The sequence below is a fragment of the Pseudomonas bijieensis genome (assembly GCF_013347965.1).
Classification (GTDB): Bacteria; Pseudomonadota; Gammaproteobacteria; order Pseudomonadales; family Pseudomonadaceae; genus Aquipseudomonas; species Aquipseudomonas bijieensis.
The window spans coordinates 3,968,223-3,987,820 of record NZ_CP048810.1 but is presented as its reverse complement, the minus strand read 5'-3'; the positions used below and the strand labels follow the sequence as shown (position 1 = coordinate 3,987,820).

Sequence of the window (19,598 nt, the reverse complement as noted above, 5' to 3'; positions counted from 1 at the left end):
TGCTGCTGATTTGCCGGTGTTTTCATGAGTCTGGGCTGGTGTCGGCTACGCTGATCAGAAAAAGCGGGCAAATTCGTATTTTTCGTTCTTTTTTTCGAACAGCCTATTGTCCTTCACCCCCATCGGCCCTAGGATTCGTTTGAGATTTCAAACGCTCTTGTCTGGGTGCTGAACCGCACGTCTGTGCTTATGTGCGTTATTTCTGTGCTTCAGCCCGGTGAATGATTTCCCTGACGGCAGCCCCCGAGGCGCCTTTCTACAAATCTAATTCGCTCCGCGCGTGCGCGGTGCTGTTAAGGAAAGCCGACATGCAGCTTAAAGACACCCAGTTGTTCCGCCAGCAAGCCTTTATCGATGGCGCTTGGGTCGATGCGGACAATGGTCAGACGATCAATGTCACCAACCCGGCGACGGGCGAAGTCCTGGGCACCGTGCCGAAGATGGGCGCTGCCGAAACCCGTCGTGCGATTGAAGCCGCCGACAAGGCACTGCCGGCCTGGCGTGCGCTGACGGCCAAGGAGCGCGCCAACAAGCTGCGCCGCTGGTACGAGTTGCTGATCGAAAACCAGGACGACCTCGGTCGCCTGATGACCCTGGAACAAGGCAAGCCGTTGGCCGAAGCCAAGGGCGAAATCGTCTACGCCGCCTCGTTCATCGAATGGTTCGCCGAGGAAGCCAAGCGCATCTACGGCGACGTGATTCCTGGCCACCAGCCCGACAAGCGCCTGATCGTGATCAAGCAGCCGATCGGCGTGACCGCGGCCATTACCCCGTGGAACTTCCCCGCCGCGATGATCACCCGCAAGGCCGGTCCGGCCCTGGCTGCCGGTTGCACCATGGTCATCAAGCCGGCTTCGCAAACCCCGTTCTCGGCCCTGGCACTGGTGGAGCTGGCACACCGTGCCGGCATTCCACAAGGCGTGCTGAGCGTGGTCACCGGCAGTGCCGGCGACATCGGCGGTGAGCTGACCAGCAACCCGATCGTGCGCAAGCTGTCGTTCACCGGCTCGACCGAGATCGGTCGCCAATTGATGGCCGAATGCGCCAAGGACATCAAGAAGGTCTCCCTGGAACTGGGCGGTAACGCGCCGTTCATCGTGTTTGACGACGCGGACCTGGATAAGGCCGTGGAAGGCGCGATCATTTCCAAATACCGCAACAACGGTCAGACCTGCGTCTGCGCCAACCGCCTGTACATCCAGGATTCGGTGTACGACGCCTTCGCCGAAAAACTCAAGGCGGCGGTTGCCAAGCTCAAGATCGGCAATGGTCTGGACGATGGCACCACCACCGGTCCGTTGATCGACGGCAAGGCGGTCGCCAAGGTGCAGGAACACATCGCCGATGCAGTCAGCAAAGGCGCGACCGTGCTGTCGGGTGGCAAGGCGATGGAAGGCAACTTCTTCGAGCCGACCATCCTGACCAACGTACCGAAAAACGCCGCCGTAGCGAAGGAAGAGACCTTCGGCCCGCTGGCGCCGCTGTTCCGCTTCAAAGACGAAGCTGAAGTGATCGCGATGTCCAACGACACCGAGTTCGGCCTGGCCTCGTACTTCTATGCCCGTGACCTGGGCCGTGTGTTCCGTGTGGCCGAAGCCCTGGAGTACGGCATGGTCGGCGTCAACACCGGGTTGATTTCCAACGAAGTCGCGCCGTTCGGCGGTATCAAGGCTTCGGGCCTGGGCCGTGAAGGCTCCAAGTACGGCATCGAGGACTATCTGGAAATCAAATACCTCTGCCTGGGTATCTGATCCGCTTCAAGCGCAAAGGGCACGAGAGCGCTGTCCCTTTGCGTGTTTCACCTGTTCTGTTTCTTGTGGCCGGAACCCTGTGGCAGTCGATCATCGCATGCTGTCGCAGTTGCCTCCCCGCCATGTATTCCTTGAACTACGCCGACCGATGAGCGGCGAATGAGGACTGTAATGAGCAAGACTAACGCTGACTTGATGGCCCGCCGTACCGCCGCTGTTCCCCGTGGCGTCGGCCAGATTCACCCGATCTTCGCTGAATCGGCGAAGAACGCCACGGTAACCGACGTCGAAGGCCGTGAATTCATCGACTTCGCCGGCGGCATCGCCGTGCTGAACACCGGCCACGTGCACCCGAAAATCATCGCCGCCGTGACCGAGCAACTGAACAAACTGACCCATACCTGCTTCCAGGTCCTGGCCTACGAGCCATACGTGGAACTGTGCGAAAAAATCAACGCCAAGGTCCCAGGTGATTTCGCCAAGAAAACCCTGCTGGTCACCACCGGTTCGGAAGCGGTGGAAAACGCCGTGAAAATCGCCCGCGCCGCCACTGGTCGTGCCGGTGTCATCGCCTTCACCGGTGCTTACCACGGTCGCACCATGATGACCCTGGGCTTGACCGGCAAAGTCGTGCCGTATTCGGCGGGCATGGGCCTGATGCCCGGCGGTATCTTCCGCGCGCTGTACCCGAACGAACTGCATGGCGTGAGCATCGATGATTCCATCGCCAGCATCGAGCGTATCTTCAAGAACGACGCCGAACCGCGTGACATCGCGGCAATCATCATCGAGCCAGTGCAGGGCGAGGGTGGTTTCTATGTGGCGCCGAAGGAGTTCATGAAGCGTCTGCGCGCCCTGTGCGACCAGCACGGTATCCTGCTGATCGCTGACGAAGTGCAGACTGGCGCCGGCCGTACCGGCACCTTCTTTGCCATGGAGCAGATGGGCGTTGCCGCCGACCTGACCACCTTCGCCAAATCCATCGCTGGCGGTTTCCCGTTGGCTGGTGTGTGCGGCAAGGCCGAGTACATGGATGCCATCGCACCGGGTGGCCTGGGCGGCACCTATGCCGGTAGCCCGATCGCCTGTGCGGCGGCGCTGGCGGTGATGGAAGTGTTCGAAGAAGAACACCTGCTTGATCGCTGCAAGGCCGTGGGCGAGCGTCTGGTGACTGGCCTCAAGGCTATCCAGAAGAAGTACCCGGTCATCGGTGAGGTGCGTGCACTGGGCGCGATGATTGCCGTGGAGCTGTTCGAAAACGGCGACTCCCACAAGCCGAATGCCGCCGCGGTCGCTCAGGTCGTGGCCAAGGCGCGCGACAAGGGTCTGATCCTGCTGTCCTGCGGCACCTACGGCAACGTTCTGCGGGTGCTGGTGCCGCTGACCGCGCCGGATGAGCAACTGGACAAGGGCCTGGCAATCATCGAAGAGTGCTTCTCCGAGCTCTGAGCCCGGGTTGTGCACTGATCCACAGAAACCCGCCTTTTGGCGGGTTTTTTTCATATCCGCGAACCTGCCAGTGGATTTTGGGCTGTCTGGAACGGCCACCAGCGTCTAAGGTGCAAGTATGGCAAGGGAGCATGCTGCATGACTGCTGTGGACTTACCCGCTGTACCACGAGTGTTGATCGCCGAGGCCGATCCGGCGTCCCGTGAGCTGCTCGAACAGGTGTTGTCGAGTGTGCGCTGCGATGCTCGGGTGGACACCTGTGGCGAGGGCAAACAGGCTTTGGAATTGTTGGCGAGCCATCCCTACGATCTGGTGATCGCCGATTGGGAGCTGCCGGGGGTTGATGGCCTGGCGATCCTGCGTGGCCTTCGCCAGCAGCACCGTACCCCACCGCTGCCGTTCATCCTGATGAGCCGTCGAAACGACAGCGCCAGCGTGCGCGAGGTCTTGCCGCTGGCGCCGACCGCGTATTTGACCAAGCCCTTGAACCGGGAAAACCTGACCCAGCGTTTGCAGGGGTTGTTGTTGGGCGGCGGTGAGGAAACGTCCAACGACGCGCCGATCCCGGGAGCGGGGTTGACCCTGCCCACTTTTCTGGAACGTCGGCGTGACCTGTCCGAGGGCGCGCCTTTGATGACCGATGTGCAAGTGGCGGTCAAGCGCAGCCTCAACCCCGGCGGCCTGGACCTGAAACTGCTCGAAGAAGAAATCCGCACCGACCCGCAAATCACTGCGGTGCTGATCGCCGCCGCCAATAGCGCTGCCCAGCATCAGGGTGGTGGCCCGGTGCAGACCGTGGCCCAGGCGCTGCACCAGCTCGGCACCGGGCAAAGCATGAACCTGATCCTCGGCCTTACCCTCAAGCGCTGTGCCAGGCTCAGCGTCCCGTGCCTGGCGGATTATGCCGAGCGTTACTGGGAGCTATCGCTGCACACGGCCGAATACGCCCGGACGATGGCGCGGTTGCTGGACCTGGAGCAGGAGCGCTGTTATTGCGCCGGATTATTGCATCGCCTGGGCGACCTGGCGTTGCTGCGCTGTCTGGAGGAGTGGAAACAGGCCGGTGGCGAGTTGGACGAGCCGGAGGAAGTAGGCGACTCGCTGGTCAAGTTCGGCGCCAGTTTTGGCTCGGCGTTACGGGCCCGCTGGCGTCTGCCGTTGGAGCTGCGAGAGTTGATCGCGGCGGTCTACAGCCTTGGGGGCGGGGTTTATTCCCGTGAAGCCTTAGTGATGAACATGGCGGCGCAGATGGCGCATCTGCCTGCCCATGAAGGTCTTGAAGAACTGGCCCGTGGCCGTACGGCGCGGTTGCTGAAGATTGGCTTGCCGGAGTTGATGCGGTTGCGCCGTAAATAAAGCCATCCAACCTCCGGGGGATGGCTGGATTCAATTGCACTGCGATTGCGTCAAGCGGCAATGATGCGGTTCTTGCCCTTGCGCTTGGCTTCGTACATGGCTGCGTCGGCGCGCGCGAACAGGTTGTCGAGGCTCTGGTCGTCGGCGGTGATGCTGGTCAGACCCTGACTGACGGTAATGCCAAAGGCCTGCTCGCCGCAGCGAAACATCAGGCGCTGGATTTCCCGTTGCAACCGCTCGGCGACCTGCAATGCCATGTCTGGGGCGCAGCCGGGGAACACCGCGGCGAACTCTTCACCACCGATCCGCCCGAACAGATCACCGCGCCTGAGCACGGACCGTCCGCTTTCGGCGATTTTCTGCAACACGTTGTCGCCTTCCTGATGACCGTAGGTGTCGTTGATTACCTTGAAGTCATCGATGTCCAGCAACAGGAACGCCATTGGCATCCCTTGTAGCCTGGCCTGCTCGAACTCACGGTTGGCGCATTCGAAAAAATGCCGGCGATTGCTGCTCTGGGTCAGCACATCGGTGGTCGCCAGGCGCTGCAATTCACTTTCCAGCAGCTTCTTTTCGGTGATGTCCTCGGCGATACCGACCACGATCACCGGTTGCCCGGGCTCGGCCTTGCGGTTGATGAAGCACTTGTCGCTCAGCCAGCGGACCTGGCCATCACCAGCGATGATGCGGTATTCACGGTCCTCGACGGCGCCCTTGACCAATACTTCGGCCAGGCTGCGTTCGGCGTATTCCAGGTCGTCGGGGTAGATTGCGTCGCGCCATTCATTGTAGTCAGCCAGGACCAGGCCTGCGGGGCGGCCGAAGATCCGCTCGTAGGCCGGGCTGACATACAGCACTTGCCGGGTTTCCCAGTTGAACGCCCAGAGCACGGCATTGACGCTGACCAGCAGCGAGCTGAACAACTGCTCACGCTCGCTCAGACGCGCCACTTCGCCTTGGGCATGCATCAGCGCCATGAGCGTCTGGGCCGCCTCGGGCCATTGAGGTAGGGAATAATCCTGTAGGTTCTTGTCGACCATCGGCACAAATCTCAAAGAGCGTGCACTGCTGTTGGTTCGCACGCACTTTTCTCCAAAGCCCGCCTGGATGGCGAAGTGCTCTTTGAGATAGGGGGATTCTGGGCGAAGTTCCTTTTCAGGCGACGAAGGGCGGGGGATTTAGCGAGTCAAATTATGGGGTTGAACCTGTGGCGAGGGGATTTATCCCCGCTGGGCTGCGAAGCAGCCCTGAAACCTGATGGCGCGGTGTGTCTGGATCACTCGAATCGACTGTCTTGGGGCTGCTGCGCAGCCCAGCGGGGATAAATCCCCCCTCGCCACAGGAGCCCTTCACCACAGTGGTCTTGTCAGGCCGTGGCAGGCCTTAGCGAGTAGGTCTTGAGTTGGTCGGCAAACTCGCGCAGGGACTGGATGCCACTGGCCTCCGCCTCGTGGACCCATTCCTTGATGGCGGCGAGCATGTCGTGGCCGTTGCTGCTGGTCTTGACCCAGATCTGCTGCAAGGCCAGACGTTTCTCGTAGATCACCTTCAGCGCCTGGCTGTGTTCGAGCATGTTCTGGATGCGCACGTGGTGACGGTCGTCCAGCAGGCTGGTTTCCCGCGACAGCAGGCGTTTGGCCCGGTGGAATTGGTGCCGCACCGAGTGATCGACTTTCTCCAGTTCCTGCTTGACCAGCGGCGCGATGACCAGCCGGCGGTACTGCGCCATGATCTGGAAACGGTTGTTGAGAATCGCCATGGCCGTGTCCATGTCCAGGTGGCCCTTGCCTTCGACCCGGTGGGCGATCGGTGCAACCCGCTGGACCTTGGCCAGGCGCAGGAAACTGAACACCCGGATCCAGGCCCAGCCCAGGTCGAATTCCCATTTGCGTACCGACAGCTTGGCCGAGTTGGGATAGGTGTGGTGGTTGTTGTGCAGTTCTTCGCCGCCGATCAGGATGCCCCAGGGCACCAGGTTGGTTGCCGCGTCGCGGCATTCGAAATTGCGGTAGCCCACGGCATGGCCCAGGCCATTGACCACGCCGGCGGCCCAGACGGGAATCCACATCATCTGGATGGCCCAGATAGTGATGCCGATGGTGCCGAACAGCAGCAGATCGATGCCCGCCATGATCGCCACGCCCAGCAGAGGGAAGCGGCTATAAAGGTTGCGCTCGATCCAGTCTTCGGGGCAGTTCTTGCCGTAGATGCGCAGGGTTTCCGGGTTTTCCGCCTCGGCGCGATACAGCTCGGCGCCTTTGCGCAGCACGGTGGACAAGCCTTTGATGACCGGGCTGTGTGGGTCGTCGACGGTCTCGCATTTGGCGTGGTGCTTGCGGTGGATGGCGGTCCACTCGCGGGTGTTCTGTGCCGTGGTCAGCCACAGCCAGAAGCGGAAGAAATGTTTGAGGCCGGCATTGAGCTCCAGGGAGCGATGCGCTGAATAACGGTGCAGGTAGACCGTGACGGCAATGATCGTGACGTGGGTCATCAGCAGGGTGACTGCCACCAGTGACCAGGCCGACAGGCCAAGAAAACCTTCGTACCACATAGGCTGTAGGGCCCTCGATAAAGATAGAAACTGCCGTTGCATTATCACCGGCCCTACAGATAAAACCAGTCGGCCTTTCAGATAAGAGTGGCTGGATGTTTCTTCCTCTATAATCCCCACCTCTTCGTAGGGACATGGAAGGCCGAATGACTGCCTATCAACGCAGTGCCATGCGCGTAGCGCTGCTTTATCTCGTGCTGTCAGTCGTCTGGCTGCAACTGATTGGTTATTTATTGAGCAGTTTCTTCGATCAATTGGCCGACAGACAGCGTTGGTTACTGATCAACGGTTATGCCTGGATCCTGCTCAGCGCTGGGTTGGTCTTCCTGGCGCGGGCACGGATCTCGCGGTTTTTTGGGAAAAGCGAGCACAGCGCCGATCGAGAGCGCCTGCGCCAGGCTGCCGCCGTCTTCGATTGCACCCGCGAAGGGGTGTTGGTCACGGACCGCAACGGCCTGATCGTGCACGTGAACCGGGCTTTCATGGCGATCACCGGTTATGTGCGTGAGGAAGTGCTGGGCCAGCGTCCCAATCTGTTCAAGTCCGGTCGCCATGGTCCGGATTTCTATCGCGACATGTTTGCCACCCTGGCCAGCCAGGGCGAGTGGAGCGGGGAAATCTGGAATCGGCGCAAAAGTGGTGAGATTTACCCGCAATGGCAGACGATCCGCGTCGTTCGCGATGATAACGACCAGATCAGCCATTATGTCGCGGTGTTTTCGGATATCAGCGCCATCAAGGATTCCGAGCACGAATTGGCTTACCTGGCCCATCACGACCCGCTGACGGGCTTGCCCAACCGCTTGCTGTTTTCTGATCGCACCGAGCAGGCCCTGACGTCGGCGCAGTTGCACAAGCGTGGCTGCGCGTTGTTGCTGCTGGACCTGGATCACTTCAAGAACATCAATGACAGCCTGGGTCATAACGTGGGCGATGAGCTGCTCAAAGGCGTGGCCGAGCGGTTTCGCGGGCTTTTCGCCCCGGGCGTGACGCTGGCCCGGCTGGGGGGCGACGAGTTTGCGGTACTGGTGGAAAACTGCTCGCAGCCAGGCCAGGCAGCGGCGCTGGCCCGGCGCATCCTTGATGCATTGAAAGAGCCACTGCGCTTCGATGACCACGCCTTGTTCATCAATGCCAGCATCGGCATCAGCCTGTTTCCCGGCGATGCCCTCAGCGCCGGGCAACTGCTGCGCAACGCCGATTCGGCCTTGTTCAAGGCCAAGAGTGCCGGGCGCGATGGCTACGCCTTGTACACCGAAGAGCTCACGGCCCACGCTCAGCAGCGGGTCGAAATCGCTTTCGAACTGCGTCGCGCGCTGCAGGAACAGGAGCTGCGCGTTCACTACCAGCCGGTACACGACCTGGCGACCAGTCGCCTGATCGGTGTCGAGGCCTTGGTGCGCTGGCAGCATCCCACGCGTGGGTTGGTGTCGCCGGCCGAGTTCATTCCCATCGCTGAGCGCACCGGGCTGATCGCCCAGATCGACGCGTGGGTCATGGAGCAGGCTTGTCGGCAAATGTGCCAGTGGCAGCAAGCCGGCGTGATGCTGTCATTTGTCGCGGTCAACGTCTCCAGTCGATTGTTCGCCCATCACGAGTTGTTCGAGCAAGTCGCCCGGGTACTGCACGACACGGGTCTGGACCCCGCTTGCCTGGAGTTGGAAGTGACCGAAAGCGCGGTGATGGAAGACCCGGAAGTGGCGCTGGAGCAGATGCACCGCCTGCGGGAGTTGGGCGTGCGGCTGGCGATCGACGATTTCGGCACGGGTTATTCGTCGTTGCTGCGGCTCAAGCGCTTGCCGGTGCAGAAGCTCAAGATCGATCAGGGTTTTGTCGCCGGGTTGCCGTGGGATGAGGACGACGCGGCGATCGTCAGGGTGATCGTTGCCCTGGCCCGCAGCATGGGCATGCAGGTACACGCCGAAGGCATCGAGCAGCGCGAGCAAGCGGTATTCCTGCTCGAACATGCCTGTGAGCTGGGCCAGGGCTACTGGTTTGGGCGGCCTGTTGCGGCGGTGCAACTGGACTGGAGCCATGCACCGGCTATCGCCTGAATATGTCGTGTGACTTGTCTGGTTTTTTGGTTATATAAAAATTCTTAAATAGTCTTTTTAAGAATATCTCGCTTTATCTAGTATTGCTCCCACGCCGTAAGCAGTGCCGCCCACTGCCAGGCATTCATTCAAAGGAGCAGCAGCATGAGCGTATCTCTACGTAGCGTTGACGGCCAGGACGAAGCAACCATCTTGCGCGAGATCCAGAGCGCATTGCGCGATCTACGCTTTGGGGCAGTGGAAATCACTGTGCACAACGCCCAGGTGGTCCAGATCGAACGCAAGGAAAAGTTCCGCCTGCAACAGCCGAGTCATAAGCCGTCTTGAAAAAATCTAGAAGATCGCAGCCTTCGGCAGCTCCTACAGGGGGGCTTGGCGTAGGAGCTGCCGAAGGCTGTGATCTTTTTACCGACCACCCGATTTCCAGAAGCCATAAGAAAACCAGAATTCCAGGAGCTTTCACTATGTCGTCAATTCGTCGTTATGCCCTGGCCGCCCTGGCCAGTGCTGTTTTTGCAGGTTCGGCCGTCGCCAAGGATTATGAGCTGCTCAACGTTTCCTATGACCCGACTCGCGAGCTTTATCAGGATTACAACGCCGAATTCGTCAGTTTCTGGAAGAAAGCGCACCCGGACGACAGCGTGAAGATTCAACAATCCCACGGTGGCTCGGGCAAGCAAGGCCGGGCGGTGATCGATGGCCTGCGGGCTGACGTAGTGACCCTGGCCCTGGCCGGCGACATCGATGAAATCGCCAAGCTGGGCAAGTCCCTGCCGGCGGACTGGCAAAAGCGCCTGCCGGAGGCCAGCACACCCTACACGTCCACCATCGTGTTCCTGGTGCGCAAGGGCAACCCCAAGGGCATCAAGGACTGGGGCGATCTGATCAAGAACGATGTGTCGGTCATTACCCCGAACCCGAAGACCTCCGGCGGTGCTCGCTGGAACTTCCTCGCCGCCTGGGCCTACGGTCTCAAGGCTAACGGGGGTGACGAAGCCAAGGCCAAGGAGTACGTGCAAGCGTTGTTCAAGCACGTGCCGATCCTCGACACCGGTGCTCGTGGTTCGACCATTACCTTCGTCAACAACGGTCAGGGCGACGTGTTGCTGGCCTGGGAAAACGAAGCCTTCCTGGCGCTGAAAGAAGATGGCGGCGCGGACAAGTTCGACATCGTCGTGCCGTCGTTGTCGATCCTCGCCGAACCGCCGGTGGCGGTGGTGGACAAGAACGCCGAGAAAAAGGGCAATCTTGAGATTGCCGAAGCCTACCTCAAGCACCTGTACAGCCCGGCCGGCCAGGAAATCGCCGCGAAGAACTTCTATCGTCCACGTGACAAGGACGTGGCCGCCAAGTATTCCCGGCAGTTCCCGAAACTGGACCTGGTGACCATCGACAAGGACTTCGGTGGCTGGAAAACCGCCCAGCCGAAATTCTTCAATGATGGCGGCGTGTTCGACCAGATCTATCAGGCGCAGTAAGCTGGACAGGCCTGAATGAGCTGATTGCAGGCTAATGCCGGACACTGAATCTGTGGCAAGGGGATGTTGTTGTGGGAGCAAGGCTTGCCCGCGATGAAGGCGATGCGGTCCTTTAGAAACCGAGTCGCCCCCCATCGCGGGCAAGCCTTGCTCCCACCCAGTTTTGCTCCCACAGTGTGTTTTCAACCAAGGACCTTTATGTCGCGTCGCATATCCCCCGTCATACCCGGCTTCGGGCTGACGCTGGGCTACACCCTGGTGTACCTCAGTCTGATTGTGCTCATACCCCTGGCGGCGATGTTCGTGCATGCCGCCCAACTCACCTGGGAACAGTTCTGGGCGATCATCTCGGCGCCGCGGGTGCTGGCTGCCTTGAAGCTCAGTTTCGGCACGGCGCTGTACGCCGCGATCATCAACGGCGTGATCGGTACGCTGCTGGCCTGGGTGCTGGTGCGCTACACCTTCCCCGGTCGCAAGATCATCGACGCGATGATCGACCTACCGTTCGCCCTGCCCACCGCCGTGGCTGGTATTGCGCTGACGGCGCTGTATGCGCCGACCGGCCTGGTCGGCCAGTTCGCCACCGACCTGGGCTTCAAGATCGCCTACACGCCGCTGGGCATCACCCTGGCGCTGACCTTCGTGACGTTGCCATTCGTGGTGCGCACGGTGCAGCCGGTGCTGGCCGATATTCCCCGTGAAGTCGAAGAGGCCGCCGCCTGCCTCGGTGCCAAGCCGTGGCAGGTATTCCGTCACATCCTCGTGCCGGCGTTGTTGCCGGCCTGGTTGACCGGCTTCGCCCTGGCCTTTGCCCGTGGCGTGGGCGAGTACGGCTCGGTGATTTTCATCGCTGGCAACATGCCGATGAAAACCGAGATCCTGCCGCTGCTGATCATGGTCAAGCTCGACCAGTACGACTACACCGGCGCCACCTCCATCGGCGTGTTGATGCTGGTGGTTTCCTTCGTCCTGTTGCTGCTGATCAACCTGCTGCAGCGGCGCATCGAAACCCCATAAGGAGGCGCGAACATGTCCCAATCGTCTATTTCCGCGGCCTCCACCAACGCCGCTCGCCGCGGCAGTGCGACTTCGCGGCGAATCCTGATCGGCCTCGGCTGGCTGATCTTTGCGCTGTTCCTGCTGCTGCCGCTGTTCATCGTGGTGTCCCAGGGCCTGAAACTCGGCCTGGGAGCGTTCTTCACGGCGATTTTTGAACCTGACGCGCTGTCGGCGTTGAAGCTCACGGTGATTGCCGTGCTGATCTCGGTGCCGCTGAACCTGGTGTTCGGTGTCAGCGCTGCGTGGTGCGTGAGCAAATATTCATTTCGTGGCAAGAGCATGCTGGTGACCCTGATCGACTTGCCGTTCTCGGTATCGCCGGTGATCGCCGGCCTGGTCTATGTGCTGATGTTCGGCGCCCAGGGCCTGTTCGGGCCATGGCTGTCGGATCACGACATCCAGATCGTGTTCGCGCTGCCGGGCATCGTCCTGGCGACCATCTTCGTCACCGTGCCGTTCGTGGCCCGTGAGCTGATCCCGCTGATGCAGGAGCAGGGCACCCAGGAAGAAGAAGCCGCGCGCCTGTTGGGTGCCAATGGCTGGCAGATGTTCTGGCATGTCACCGTGCCGAACATCAAGTGGGGGCTGATCTATGGCGTGGTGCTGTGTACCGCCCGGGCCATGGGTGAGTTCGGCGCGGTGTCGGTGGTGTCCGGGCACATTCGCGGGGTGACCAACACCCTGCCGCTGCACGTCGAGATCCTCTACAACGAATACAACCACGTGGCCGCGTTCGCCGTAGCGAGCCTGTTGCTGATCCTGGCGCTCTTCATCCTGCTGCTCAAGCAGTGGAGCGAAAACCGAATCAACCGCCTGCGCGCCAGCGCCGCGGAGGAATAAGTCATGTCGATCGAAGTTCGTAACGTCAGCAAGAATTTCAACGCCTTCAAGGCCCTGGACGATATCAGCCTGGACATCCAGAGCGGTGAACTGGTGGCGCTGCTGGGCCCGTCGGGCTGCGGCAAGACCACTCTGCTGCGGATCATCGCCGGCCTCGAAACCCCGGACCAGGGCAACATCGTGTTCCACGGCGAGGACGTTTCCGGCCACGACGTACGTGATCGCAACGTCGGTTTCGTGTTCCAGCACTACGCTTTGTTCCGCCACATGACGGTGTTCGATAACGTTGCCTTCGGCCTGCGCATGAAGCCCAAGAACCAGCGCCCGAACGAAAGCCAGATCGCGACCAAGGTCCACGAATTGCTGAACATGGTGCAACTGGACTGGCTCGCCGACCGCTATCCCGAGCAGTTATCCGGCGGCCAGCGCCAGCGCATTGCCCTGGCCCGCGCATTGGCGGTGGAGCCCAAGGTATTGCTGCTGGACGAACCCTTCGGCGCCCTCGACGCCAAGGTCCGCAAGGAACTGCGTCGCTGGCTGGCGCGGCTGCACGAGGACATCAACCTGACCTCGGTGTTCGTGACCCACGACCAGGAAGAAGCCATGGAAGTCGCCGACCGGATCGTGGTGATGAACAAAGGCGTGATCGAGCAGATCGGCTCACCGGGTGATGTGTATGAAAACCCGGCCAGCGACTTTGTGTATCACTTCCTCGGCGACTCGAACCGCCTGCACTTGGGTGAGGACCGGCATGTGCTGTTCCGCCCTCACGAAGTGTCCCTGTCGCGCTCGGAGCTGGAAGACCACCATGCCGCCGAAGTGCGGGATATTCGCCCGCTCGGCGCAACCACTCGGGTAACCCTGAAGGTGGAAGGCCAGAGCGAATTGATCGAAGCCGAAGTGGTTAAGGACCACGACAGCCTGGTGGGCCTGGCGAAGGGCGAGACGCTGTTCTTCAAGCCGAAGGTCTGGCAGAAAGTCTCAAACCTTTAAAAGCAAAAAGCATCGCGAGCGGGCTCGCTCCCACAGTAGAACTTCAGTGAACACAATATTTGTGTACTTATGGAGATCCATTGTGGGAGCGAGCCTGCTCGCGATGGCGCCCTCACTGACACCTCGAGTCGAATCCGAATAACACCGCCCGACCTTGCTTCGATTGGTTCTACTCCACCACCTTTTCCCATCTCAAACCCTACCTAGACTCTGACTTGCCAGGAGGCAGTGAGAGTCTAGGTAAGGACCGGTGTTATCTCCTGGCGCCCTGATGCCAAGGAGATAAAGCATGAGAATGGAAGTCAGTCGGCACGGCCCGTTTGGCTGTGCCTTGATAAGCGTTTTATTGAGCCCATCCGTCAGCGCCACCCCCTCGTTATCGCCGCAGATACCATTCGATGTCACGGTTACCGGCCAACATCCCACTCTGGTCAGCCTTCAGCGCGATTTCGACGACCTGTCATGGCAGACCTTCATTGCCCTGAACTGGCCCGCGCTGGACAACGGCAATCCCAATACCGGCACCTCTATCGGCAAGCAGGATGGCGCCACGGTGTGGGAAAGCTGGAAAGAGAGCTACCAGATCTTCCGGGCCAAGGGCCAGACGCCGCTGCCCTGGAACGCCCCGGCAAGTCTCCCCGACGCGTGCAAGTCACTCAAGCCCGGCCGGTTGTTGCAGCAGATGGGCAAGGTACCCGATGTGCTGGATGAGTTTATCCAGCCCTTCGAGAGCGGCCCGCTGGTGGACCAGAACGGTGTCTACACGCGCAACGAAATCGTGGTCAACCAATCGATGTTCAACGGGATCGTCGACAATGGCCTGTACAGCATCGAAGGCCAGCAGAAGTTCTTTGCCGCCAATCCGAAGAACGCCGTGGCCTTCAGCTGCGGTTCCACCGAGAGCCAGCAGGTCGGTGCGGTGATGGTGAAAGCGTCGTGGAAAGTGCTAGGCCCCAATGACAACCGGCAGGATTTTCACACCGTCGATGCGCTGGTCTATACCCCGGGCAACAGCGACCCGAGCCATGGGCCGATTGTCGAGGAGTCGTGCGTCTCCGAGCCGGTCGGGTTGGTGGGATTGCACATGGTCCATAAGACCGCCAGCGCGGCGCAATGGGTCTGGTCAACCTTCGAGCATGTGAAGAATGTGCCGGACAAAAACACCCCCGTCGCCCAGCGGACTGGGCCATATCTGTTCTACAACGCGGCCAGCAAAAGCGATATCAACCAGCCGCCGCCACGGCCCTGGAACCCGGCAGTCAAGGCGACACCCTCGCAGATCGTGCGGGACGTGCCGCTGACCGACGCCACCAAAAACCTCAATACCACCTATCAAGCACTGTTGCGCACGGTGAACCCGCAGAGCGTCTGGGCGAACTATCAACTGATCAGTACCCAGTGGCCGTCGGCACCACAGCCGAACTGCCAGATATCAGCCGCCAACCCGTTGGGCAGTCCCGCGCCGTTGTTCCTGGCCAACGCCACGCTGGAAACCTACATCCAGGGCACGGTGCCCCAGGCATCTTCCAGTTGCATGGCCTGTCACGGCAATGCGGCCACCCATGTCACCGAGTCACCGCGTACCAGCTTCGCGGATTTCACCTATTTACTCGAACGCGCACAGTCCACTGGCGGACAAGGAGTCAACCATGAGCAGTGATCTGGACAATTTCGTAGGCCTGTCATCGGCCCTGACCGGCATTCCCACCGATCGGCTGGCACCGACGATCGACCAGGTAGGTTTGCCGTCGACTTTTCTCGCGTTCATCACCCCGCGTATCACCCCTGAGGTGCTCAACACGTTACTGACGCAATACGCCACGCTGGCGGCCGACCACATCCCGCCCGACCAGATCGCCAAGGCGGTGCTGATGGACGGATCGCGCCCAGCCGTCACGCAGACCGCCCAAGCCGCGCGTTCGATCATGAAGCTGTGGTTGCTGGGGGTCTGGTATCAGCCGTATGCCACTGGCAGCTACAAATCGACCGATTCGACGGTGGTGTCCGACCAGGCCTACATCCAGAGCTGGGCCTGGAAAATTGCCCAGGCCCATCCCATGGGCTACAGCGAGATGTTTTTCGGCTATTGGAACACCACGCCGCCCAGCCTTGAGGACTACACCGGCGTGCCCGCCAACGATCAGGGAGCCTCGTCATGAGTACCGAACAAGCAGAGGTGATCATCGTTGGCGCGGGGCTGGCCGGCAGTATCATCGCTTATCAGTTGGGCATGGCCGGCGTCGATGTACTGGTGCTCGAATCGGGTCCGGAGATCCCGGTCAACCGCACGCAATACCTGGAGCGCTTCTACACCGCCACGCTGAAAACCCCGGAATCCCCTTATCCGCCGGTGTCGACACTGGATACGCCGCGTGACCCGGCCAAGGAAAATGCCCCTCGGGCCACCATCGCCGACCTGATCCTCGGCTGGAACGAGCCGAAAACCAGCTACCTGGTGCAGAAAGGTCCGCTGCCCTTCAACAGCACCTATGAACGGGTGGGCGGCGGCACGACCTGGCATTGGGTCGGGACGTGCCTGCGCATGGTACCGAACGATTTTCGCCTGAGGAGCAAGTACGGCGTAGGGGTGGATTGGCCCATCGGTTACGACGACCTGCAAAGCGCCTATTGCCGGGCCGAGGCGGAAATCGGGGTGTCGGCCAATGTCGCCGACCAGGCCTACCTGGGCATGACCTTTCCCGAAGGTTACTCCTTCCCGATGCACAGCATCCCGTTGTCGCTGGTCGATGGCAGTTTCGTCAGCGCCGTGACCGGGCAGACGTTCGACGGCTTGCCGCTGGTGGTCAGCCCGACGCCGGCCGGGCGCAACTCCCAGCCCTACGCCGGGCGTCGGGTGTGTGCCGGCAATACCAACTGCACGCCGATCTGCCCGATCCAGGCCAAGTACGACGCGACCGTGACCATGAACAAGGCCCTGTCCACCGGCAAGGTCCGGGTCATGTACCGGACCGTGGCCAGCAAAGTGACGGTGGGCCCGGACAAGAACATCAATGGCGTCGAATTCATTCAATACCAGCTTGGCGACGGACCGCAGACGGGAACCGGCGTGGCCATCGGGCAGCGTTACGTGATCGCGGCCCATGCCATTGAAACCCCTAAATTGTTGCTCAACTCCAAGACCCCGGCCTGGCCCAACGGCGTGGCCAACAGCAGTGGGCAAGTGGGACGCAGTTTGTCCGACCACCCGATTTACCTGGCCTGGGGGCTGATGCCGGAAGGCAAGACGGTATTTCCATACCGTGGTCCGGTGTCCACGGCGGGCATCGAGAGCCTGCGTGATGGCGACTTTCGCAGCCAGCGAGCGGCATGGCGCATCGAAATCGGCAACGAGGGCTGGAACTGGCCGGTGGGCGACCCTTACGTCACCGTGGCCGATTTTATCGACGGCAAGAACAAAAGTTGCACCAACCCGTTGCCATCGAAAGAGAACCCGCCGCCGCCCACTGAGGCGCTTTACGGCACGGCGCTGATTCAACGGCTCAACGACCTGTTCATCCGCCAGTTTCGGATCGGTTTTTTGGTGGAGCAGGTGGAGGAGCATCCCGACCAGTCCAATAGCTACATCGTGCCCTCGACGGACAAGCTCACGGACGGGCTCGGCATTCTCCGGCCGGAAATCCACTACGACCTGTCCGATTACACCAAGGAAGGTTTCAGGCAGGCGAAGATACTGGCGAGCCACATCATCAAGGACCTGCTCGGGGCCGTGGAACTGACGGCACCCATTGGCAAAGGGACCTTCAGGTACAAAGACGAGGATTACAGCTTCCAGGGCGCCGGGCACCTGATGGGGACTTATCGCATGGGCGATGACCCGGCCAAGTCGGTGGTGGACAAGTATCAACGCAGTTGGGACCACAAGAACCTGTTCCTGGTGGGCGATGGCGTGTTCCCCAGCACCGGCACCTCGAATCCGAGCCTGACGATTGCGGCGCTGTCGTTCCAGGCCGGGGACACCGTGGCCAACGACCTGAAGGCGGTGACCATGCAGGTCCAGGCCAACAATCCTTGGCAGGGCACGGGTGTGCAGGTCAACGGGTTGGTGCCGCGCCTGGTTCGCTACGTCAGCGGGTTATGGTGCGCGAGTCCGCAGGGTGGCAATGTCGATGGAAAGGGCGGTTCCAGGCACATCGACTACAGCAGCTATGCCTTGCCCGGTGCGGCCGAAGGCGCCTTGATCGGTCGCGTGGGCAATGGTGGCAAGCCGTTCCTGGTGGGTGATCTGGCGCAGGTTCCGGGCGACCAGCAAGGGGAGCTGCAACTGTGCATCAACGATGACCTGACCGGGCAGTACGGGTCTGGCTTGAAAGATAACACCGGCGCGCTGACGATTCGGATCGAGTTCGGTGCGCTGTAACGCTTGAGCGGTAGTGGCCACCTCCTGTGGGAGCGAGCTTGTGGGAGCAAGGCTTGCCCGCGATGCAAACACCTCGGTGTAGCTGATTAGACCGAGGCGATGCCATCGCGGGCAAGCCTTGCTCCCACAGACTCGCTCCCATAGAGGGGGGCTTCAGGCCGCCGAGCGCTGGTTGCGCAGGGTTACCGGCCCGACGCGCTCTTCAATAGCCTGCTTCAGTTCGCCACGAAGTCCCAGCAGGAAACCTGCTTCAACCACCACGAACAACGGCCCGACAATCAACCCTGTGAGGTCGTCGACGAACGCCGGCTTGCGGCCTTCGTAATAGTGACCGACAAACTGGATCACCCAACCCACTACAAACATGCCCAGGCCACTGCCCAGCCACACCGAAGTGCTTTGCGCGGCGAGCATCTGGCCCAGCCAAACCGCCAGGCCCAGCAGCACCGTCATCAACACACCCAGGCGTATTTCCAGGCGCAGGTAGAACCACGCACTGGCCACGGCCGCCAGCAACGCGGGCGACACCAGAACCGCACCCATCGGCCAGCCGGGTCGTGACAACAATACGGCGACGGCGACGAAGATCAGCGGAATGCCAATGAAATGGCTGGCGATGTTGCGCGGGTCGCGATGATAGGCGGCGTATTGACTGAGATGATCGACGAGGCTTTTCATTGTTGTTCCTCCTGAGGTGATGCCTGCATGATGCCCGGGTACCCCAAGGTGTTCTGTCAGTTAGCCGACACTTGTCCCGGAGTTTCCATGAATTCGCATCCCTGGCACTCACACCTGATGGCCGGCCATTGGTACAGCCATCTGCCTGATGAGTTACAGAATAGTCTGCTGGACATGGCGCGGCTGCGCCGCCTGCCGCCGGGCCATCGGCTGTTCCAGCGTGGCGATCCACCCTGCGGGTTGTATGCCGTGCTGGAAGGCGCGGTGCGTGTCGGTGCGGTGAACGAACAGGGCAAGGAGGCGTTGCTGAGCGTGGTGGAGGCGCCCCACTGGTTCGGTGAAATCTGCCTGTTCGATGGCCAGCCGCGGACCCATGATGCGGTGGTCGTAGGTCAATCTGTGCTGCTGCACTTGCCCCAGGCGCCGTTGCTGGCCTTCCTGCAAGAACAACCGATCTATTGGCGGCATCTCGCATTATTGATGAGCCACAAACTGCGCCTGACCTTCATCAACCTCGAGCACCTGAGCCTGATGCCCGCACCGGCCCGCGTGGCCCACCGCCTGCTGATGATCGCCGAAGGCTACGGCGAAATCGAACCGGCGCGCCGGGTTCTGCAACTGCCTCAGGAGCAACTGGCGCTGATGCTCGCGCTGTCGCGCCAGACTACCAACCAGGTCCTCAAGGACCTTCAAGCCCAAGGCATCCTTCATCTCAGTTATGGCGAGATCGAAATCCTCGACATCGAGCGGTTGCGGGCCCTGACCACAACCTGAAGTCTGTGGGAGCGGCCATGCACAAACGGTGTGGCGAGGGGAGCTTGCTCCCGCTGGCCTGCGCAGCAGGCCCCAGCATGTTTACAGGCGGAGTGCTTGGACCGGTTTTGCGGCTGCTGCGCAGCCGAGCGGGAGCAAGCTCCCTCGCCACGGGGCTTGGGTTGCCTGGGCGAAAATCATCGCGAGCAAGCAAGCCCGCTCCCACAGGGGGGTTGGTGTTGTCGCAACTATCGTGGT

At 61.0% G+C, this 19,598-nt stretch carries 16 protein-coding genes; 13 read left to right on the top strand and 3 right to left on the bottom strand.

Annotated elements, in window-relative coordinates:
- Positions 1–308: 308 nt before the first annotated feature.
- From gabD to GN234_RS17345, 3 genes are all read left to right on the top strand, one after another.
- Positions 309–1,751 (top strand): NADP-dependent succinate-semialdehyde dehydrogenase, encoded by a 1,443-nt coding sequence (gabD, locus tag GN234_RS17355; RefSeq protein ID WP_109756567.1) that lies wholly within the window; start codon positions 309–311, stop codon positions 1,749–1,751.
- A gap of 171 nt (positions 1,752–1,922) precedes the next feature.
- A complete protein-coding gene (gene gabT / locus GN234_RS17350; RefSeq protein WP_109756566.1) occupies positions 1,923–3,200 on the top strand; it encodes a 4-aminobutyrate--2-oxoglutarate transaminase in 1,278 nt (425 codons plus the stop codon).
- Between the two features lie 138 nt (positions 3,201–3,338).
- Positions 3,339–4,556 carry an HDOD domain-containing protein gene (locus GN234_RS17345; protein ID WP_176688819.1) on the top strand — a complete coding sequence of 406 codons (1,218 nt, stop codon included), beginning with the start codon at positions 3,339–3,341 and terminating at the stop codon, positions 4,554–4,556.
- Positions 4,557–4,606: 50 nt separating this feature from the next.
- Here GN234_RS17345 and GN234_RS17340 read toward each other — a convergent pair whose 3' ends face one another.
- Complete coding sequence (locus GN234_RS17340; RefSeq protein ID WP_109756564.1) at positions 4,607–5,596, bottom strand: GGDEF domain-containing protein; 990 nt, start codon at positions 5,594–5,596, stop codon at positions 4,607–4,609.
- Between the two features lie 326 nt (positions 5,597–5,922).
- On the bottom strand, positions 5,923–7,107 hold the full coding sequence (gene desA, locus GN234_RS17335) for a delta-9 fatty acid desaturase DesA (RefSeq protein ID WP_109756563.1): 1,185 nt from the start codon (positions 7,105–7,107) through the stop codon (positions 5,923–5,925).
- A gap of 146 nt (positions 7,108–7,253) precedes the next feature.
- Here desA and dibA point away from each other — a divergent pair, with 146 nt between their 5' ends.
- From dibA to GN234_RS17290, 9 genes are all read left to right on the top strand, one after another.
- Complete coding sequence (gene dibA, locus GN234_RS17330; protein ID WP_109756562.1) at positions 7,254–9,161, top strand: phosphodiesterase DibA; 1,908 nt, start codon at positions 7,254–7,256, stop codon at positions 9,159–9,161.
- Positions 9,162–9,305: 144 nt separating this feature from the next.
- A complete protein-coding gene (gene oscA, locus GN234_RS17325; protein ID WP_109756561.1) occupies positions 9,306–9,488 on the top strand; it encodes a sulfur starvation response protein OscA in 183 nt (60 codons plus the stop codon).
- A gap of 137 nt (positions 9,489–9,625) precedes the next feature.
- Positions 9,626–10,639: a sulfate ABC transporter substrate-binding protein gene (locus GN234_RS17320; RefSeq protein ID WP_116833893.1), complete on the top strand. Its 1,014-nt coding sequence runs from the start codon at positions 9,626–9,628 to the stop codon at positions 10,637–10,639.
- A gap of 198 nt (positions 10,640–10,837) precedes the next feature.
- Positions 10,838–11,656, top strand: coding sequence for a sulfate ABC transporter permease subunit CysT (gene cysT, locus GN234_RS17315; protein WP_013692011.1), 819 nt, complete (start codon positions 10,838–10,840; stop codon positions 11,654–11,656).
- 12 nt (positions 11,657–11,668) lie between these two features.
- The gene (gene cysW / locus GN234_RS17310) at positions 11,669–12,538 is read left to right on the top strand and encodes a sulfate ABC transporter permease subunit CysW (protein ID WP_063323502.1); all 870 of its coding nucleotides are present in this window, start codon (positions 11,669–11,671) and stop codon (positions 12,536–12,538) included.
- A 3-nt stretch (positions 12,539–12,541) separates the two neighbouring features.
- Positions 12,542–13,531, top strand: a complete 990-nt coding sequence (locus GN234_RS17305; protein WP_109756559.1) for a sulfate/molybdate ABC transporter ATP-binding protein — start codon at positions 12,542–12,544, stop codon at positions 13,529–13,531.
- Positions 13,532–13,820: 289 nt separating this feature from the next.
- Positions 13,821–15,191: a cytochrome C gene (locus GN234_RS17300; protein ID WP_109756558.1), complete on the top strand. Its 1,371-nt coding sequence runs from the start codon at positions 13,821–13,823 to the stop codon at positions 15,189–15,191.
- On the top strand, positions 15,181–15,690 hold the full coding sequence (locus GN234_RS17295) for a sorbitol dehydrogenase (protein WP_109756557.1): 510 nt from the start codon (positions 15,181–15,183) through the stop codon (positions 15,688–15,690). Before GN234_RS17300 ends, GN234_RS17295 begins: the two co-directional genes overlap by 11 nt.
- The gene (locus tag GN234_RS17290) at positions 15,687–17,909 is read left to right on the top strand and encodes a GMC oxidoreductase (protein WP_176688818.1); all 2,223 of its coding nucleotides are present in this window, start codon (positions 15,687–15,689) and stop codon (positions 17,907–17,909) included. Before GN234_RS17295 ends, GN234_RS17290 begins: the two co-directional genes overlap by 4 nt.
- A 153-nt stretch (positions 17,910–18,062) precedes the next feature.
- Here the strand turns inward: GN234_RS17290 and GN234_RS17285 are convergent, their stop codons facing one another.
- Positions 18,063–18,587 (bottom strand): Mpo1 family 2-hydroxy fatty acid dioxygenase, encoded by a 525-nt coding sequence (locus GN234_RS17285; protein ID WP_109756554.1) that lies wholly within the window; start codon positions 18,585–18,587, stop codon positions 18,063–18,065.
- Between the two features lie 87 nt (positions 18,588–18,674).
- Between GN234_RS17285 and GN234_RS17280 the strand changes: the two genes are divergently transcribed.
- Positions 18,675–19,361, top strand: a complete 687-nt coding sequence (locus tag GN234_RS17280) for a Crp/Fnr family transcriptional regulator (protein ID WP_176688817.1) — start codon at positions 18,675–18,677, stop codon at positions 19,359–19,361.
- Positions 19,362–19,598 lie beyond the last annotated feature (237 nt).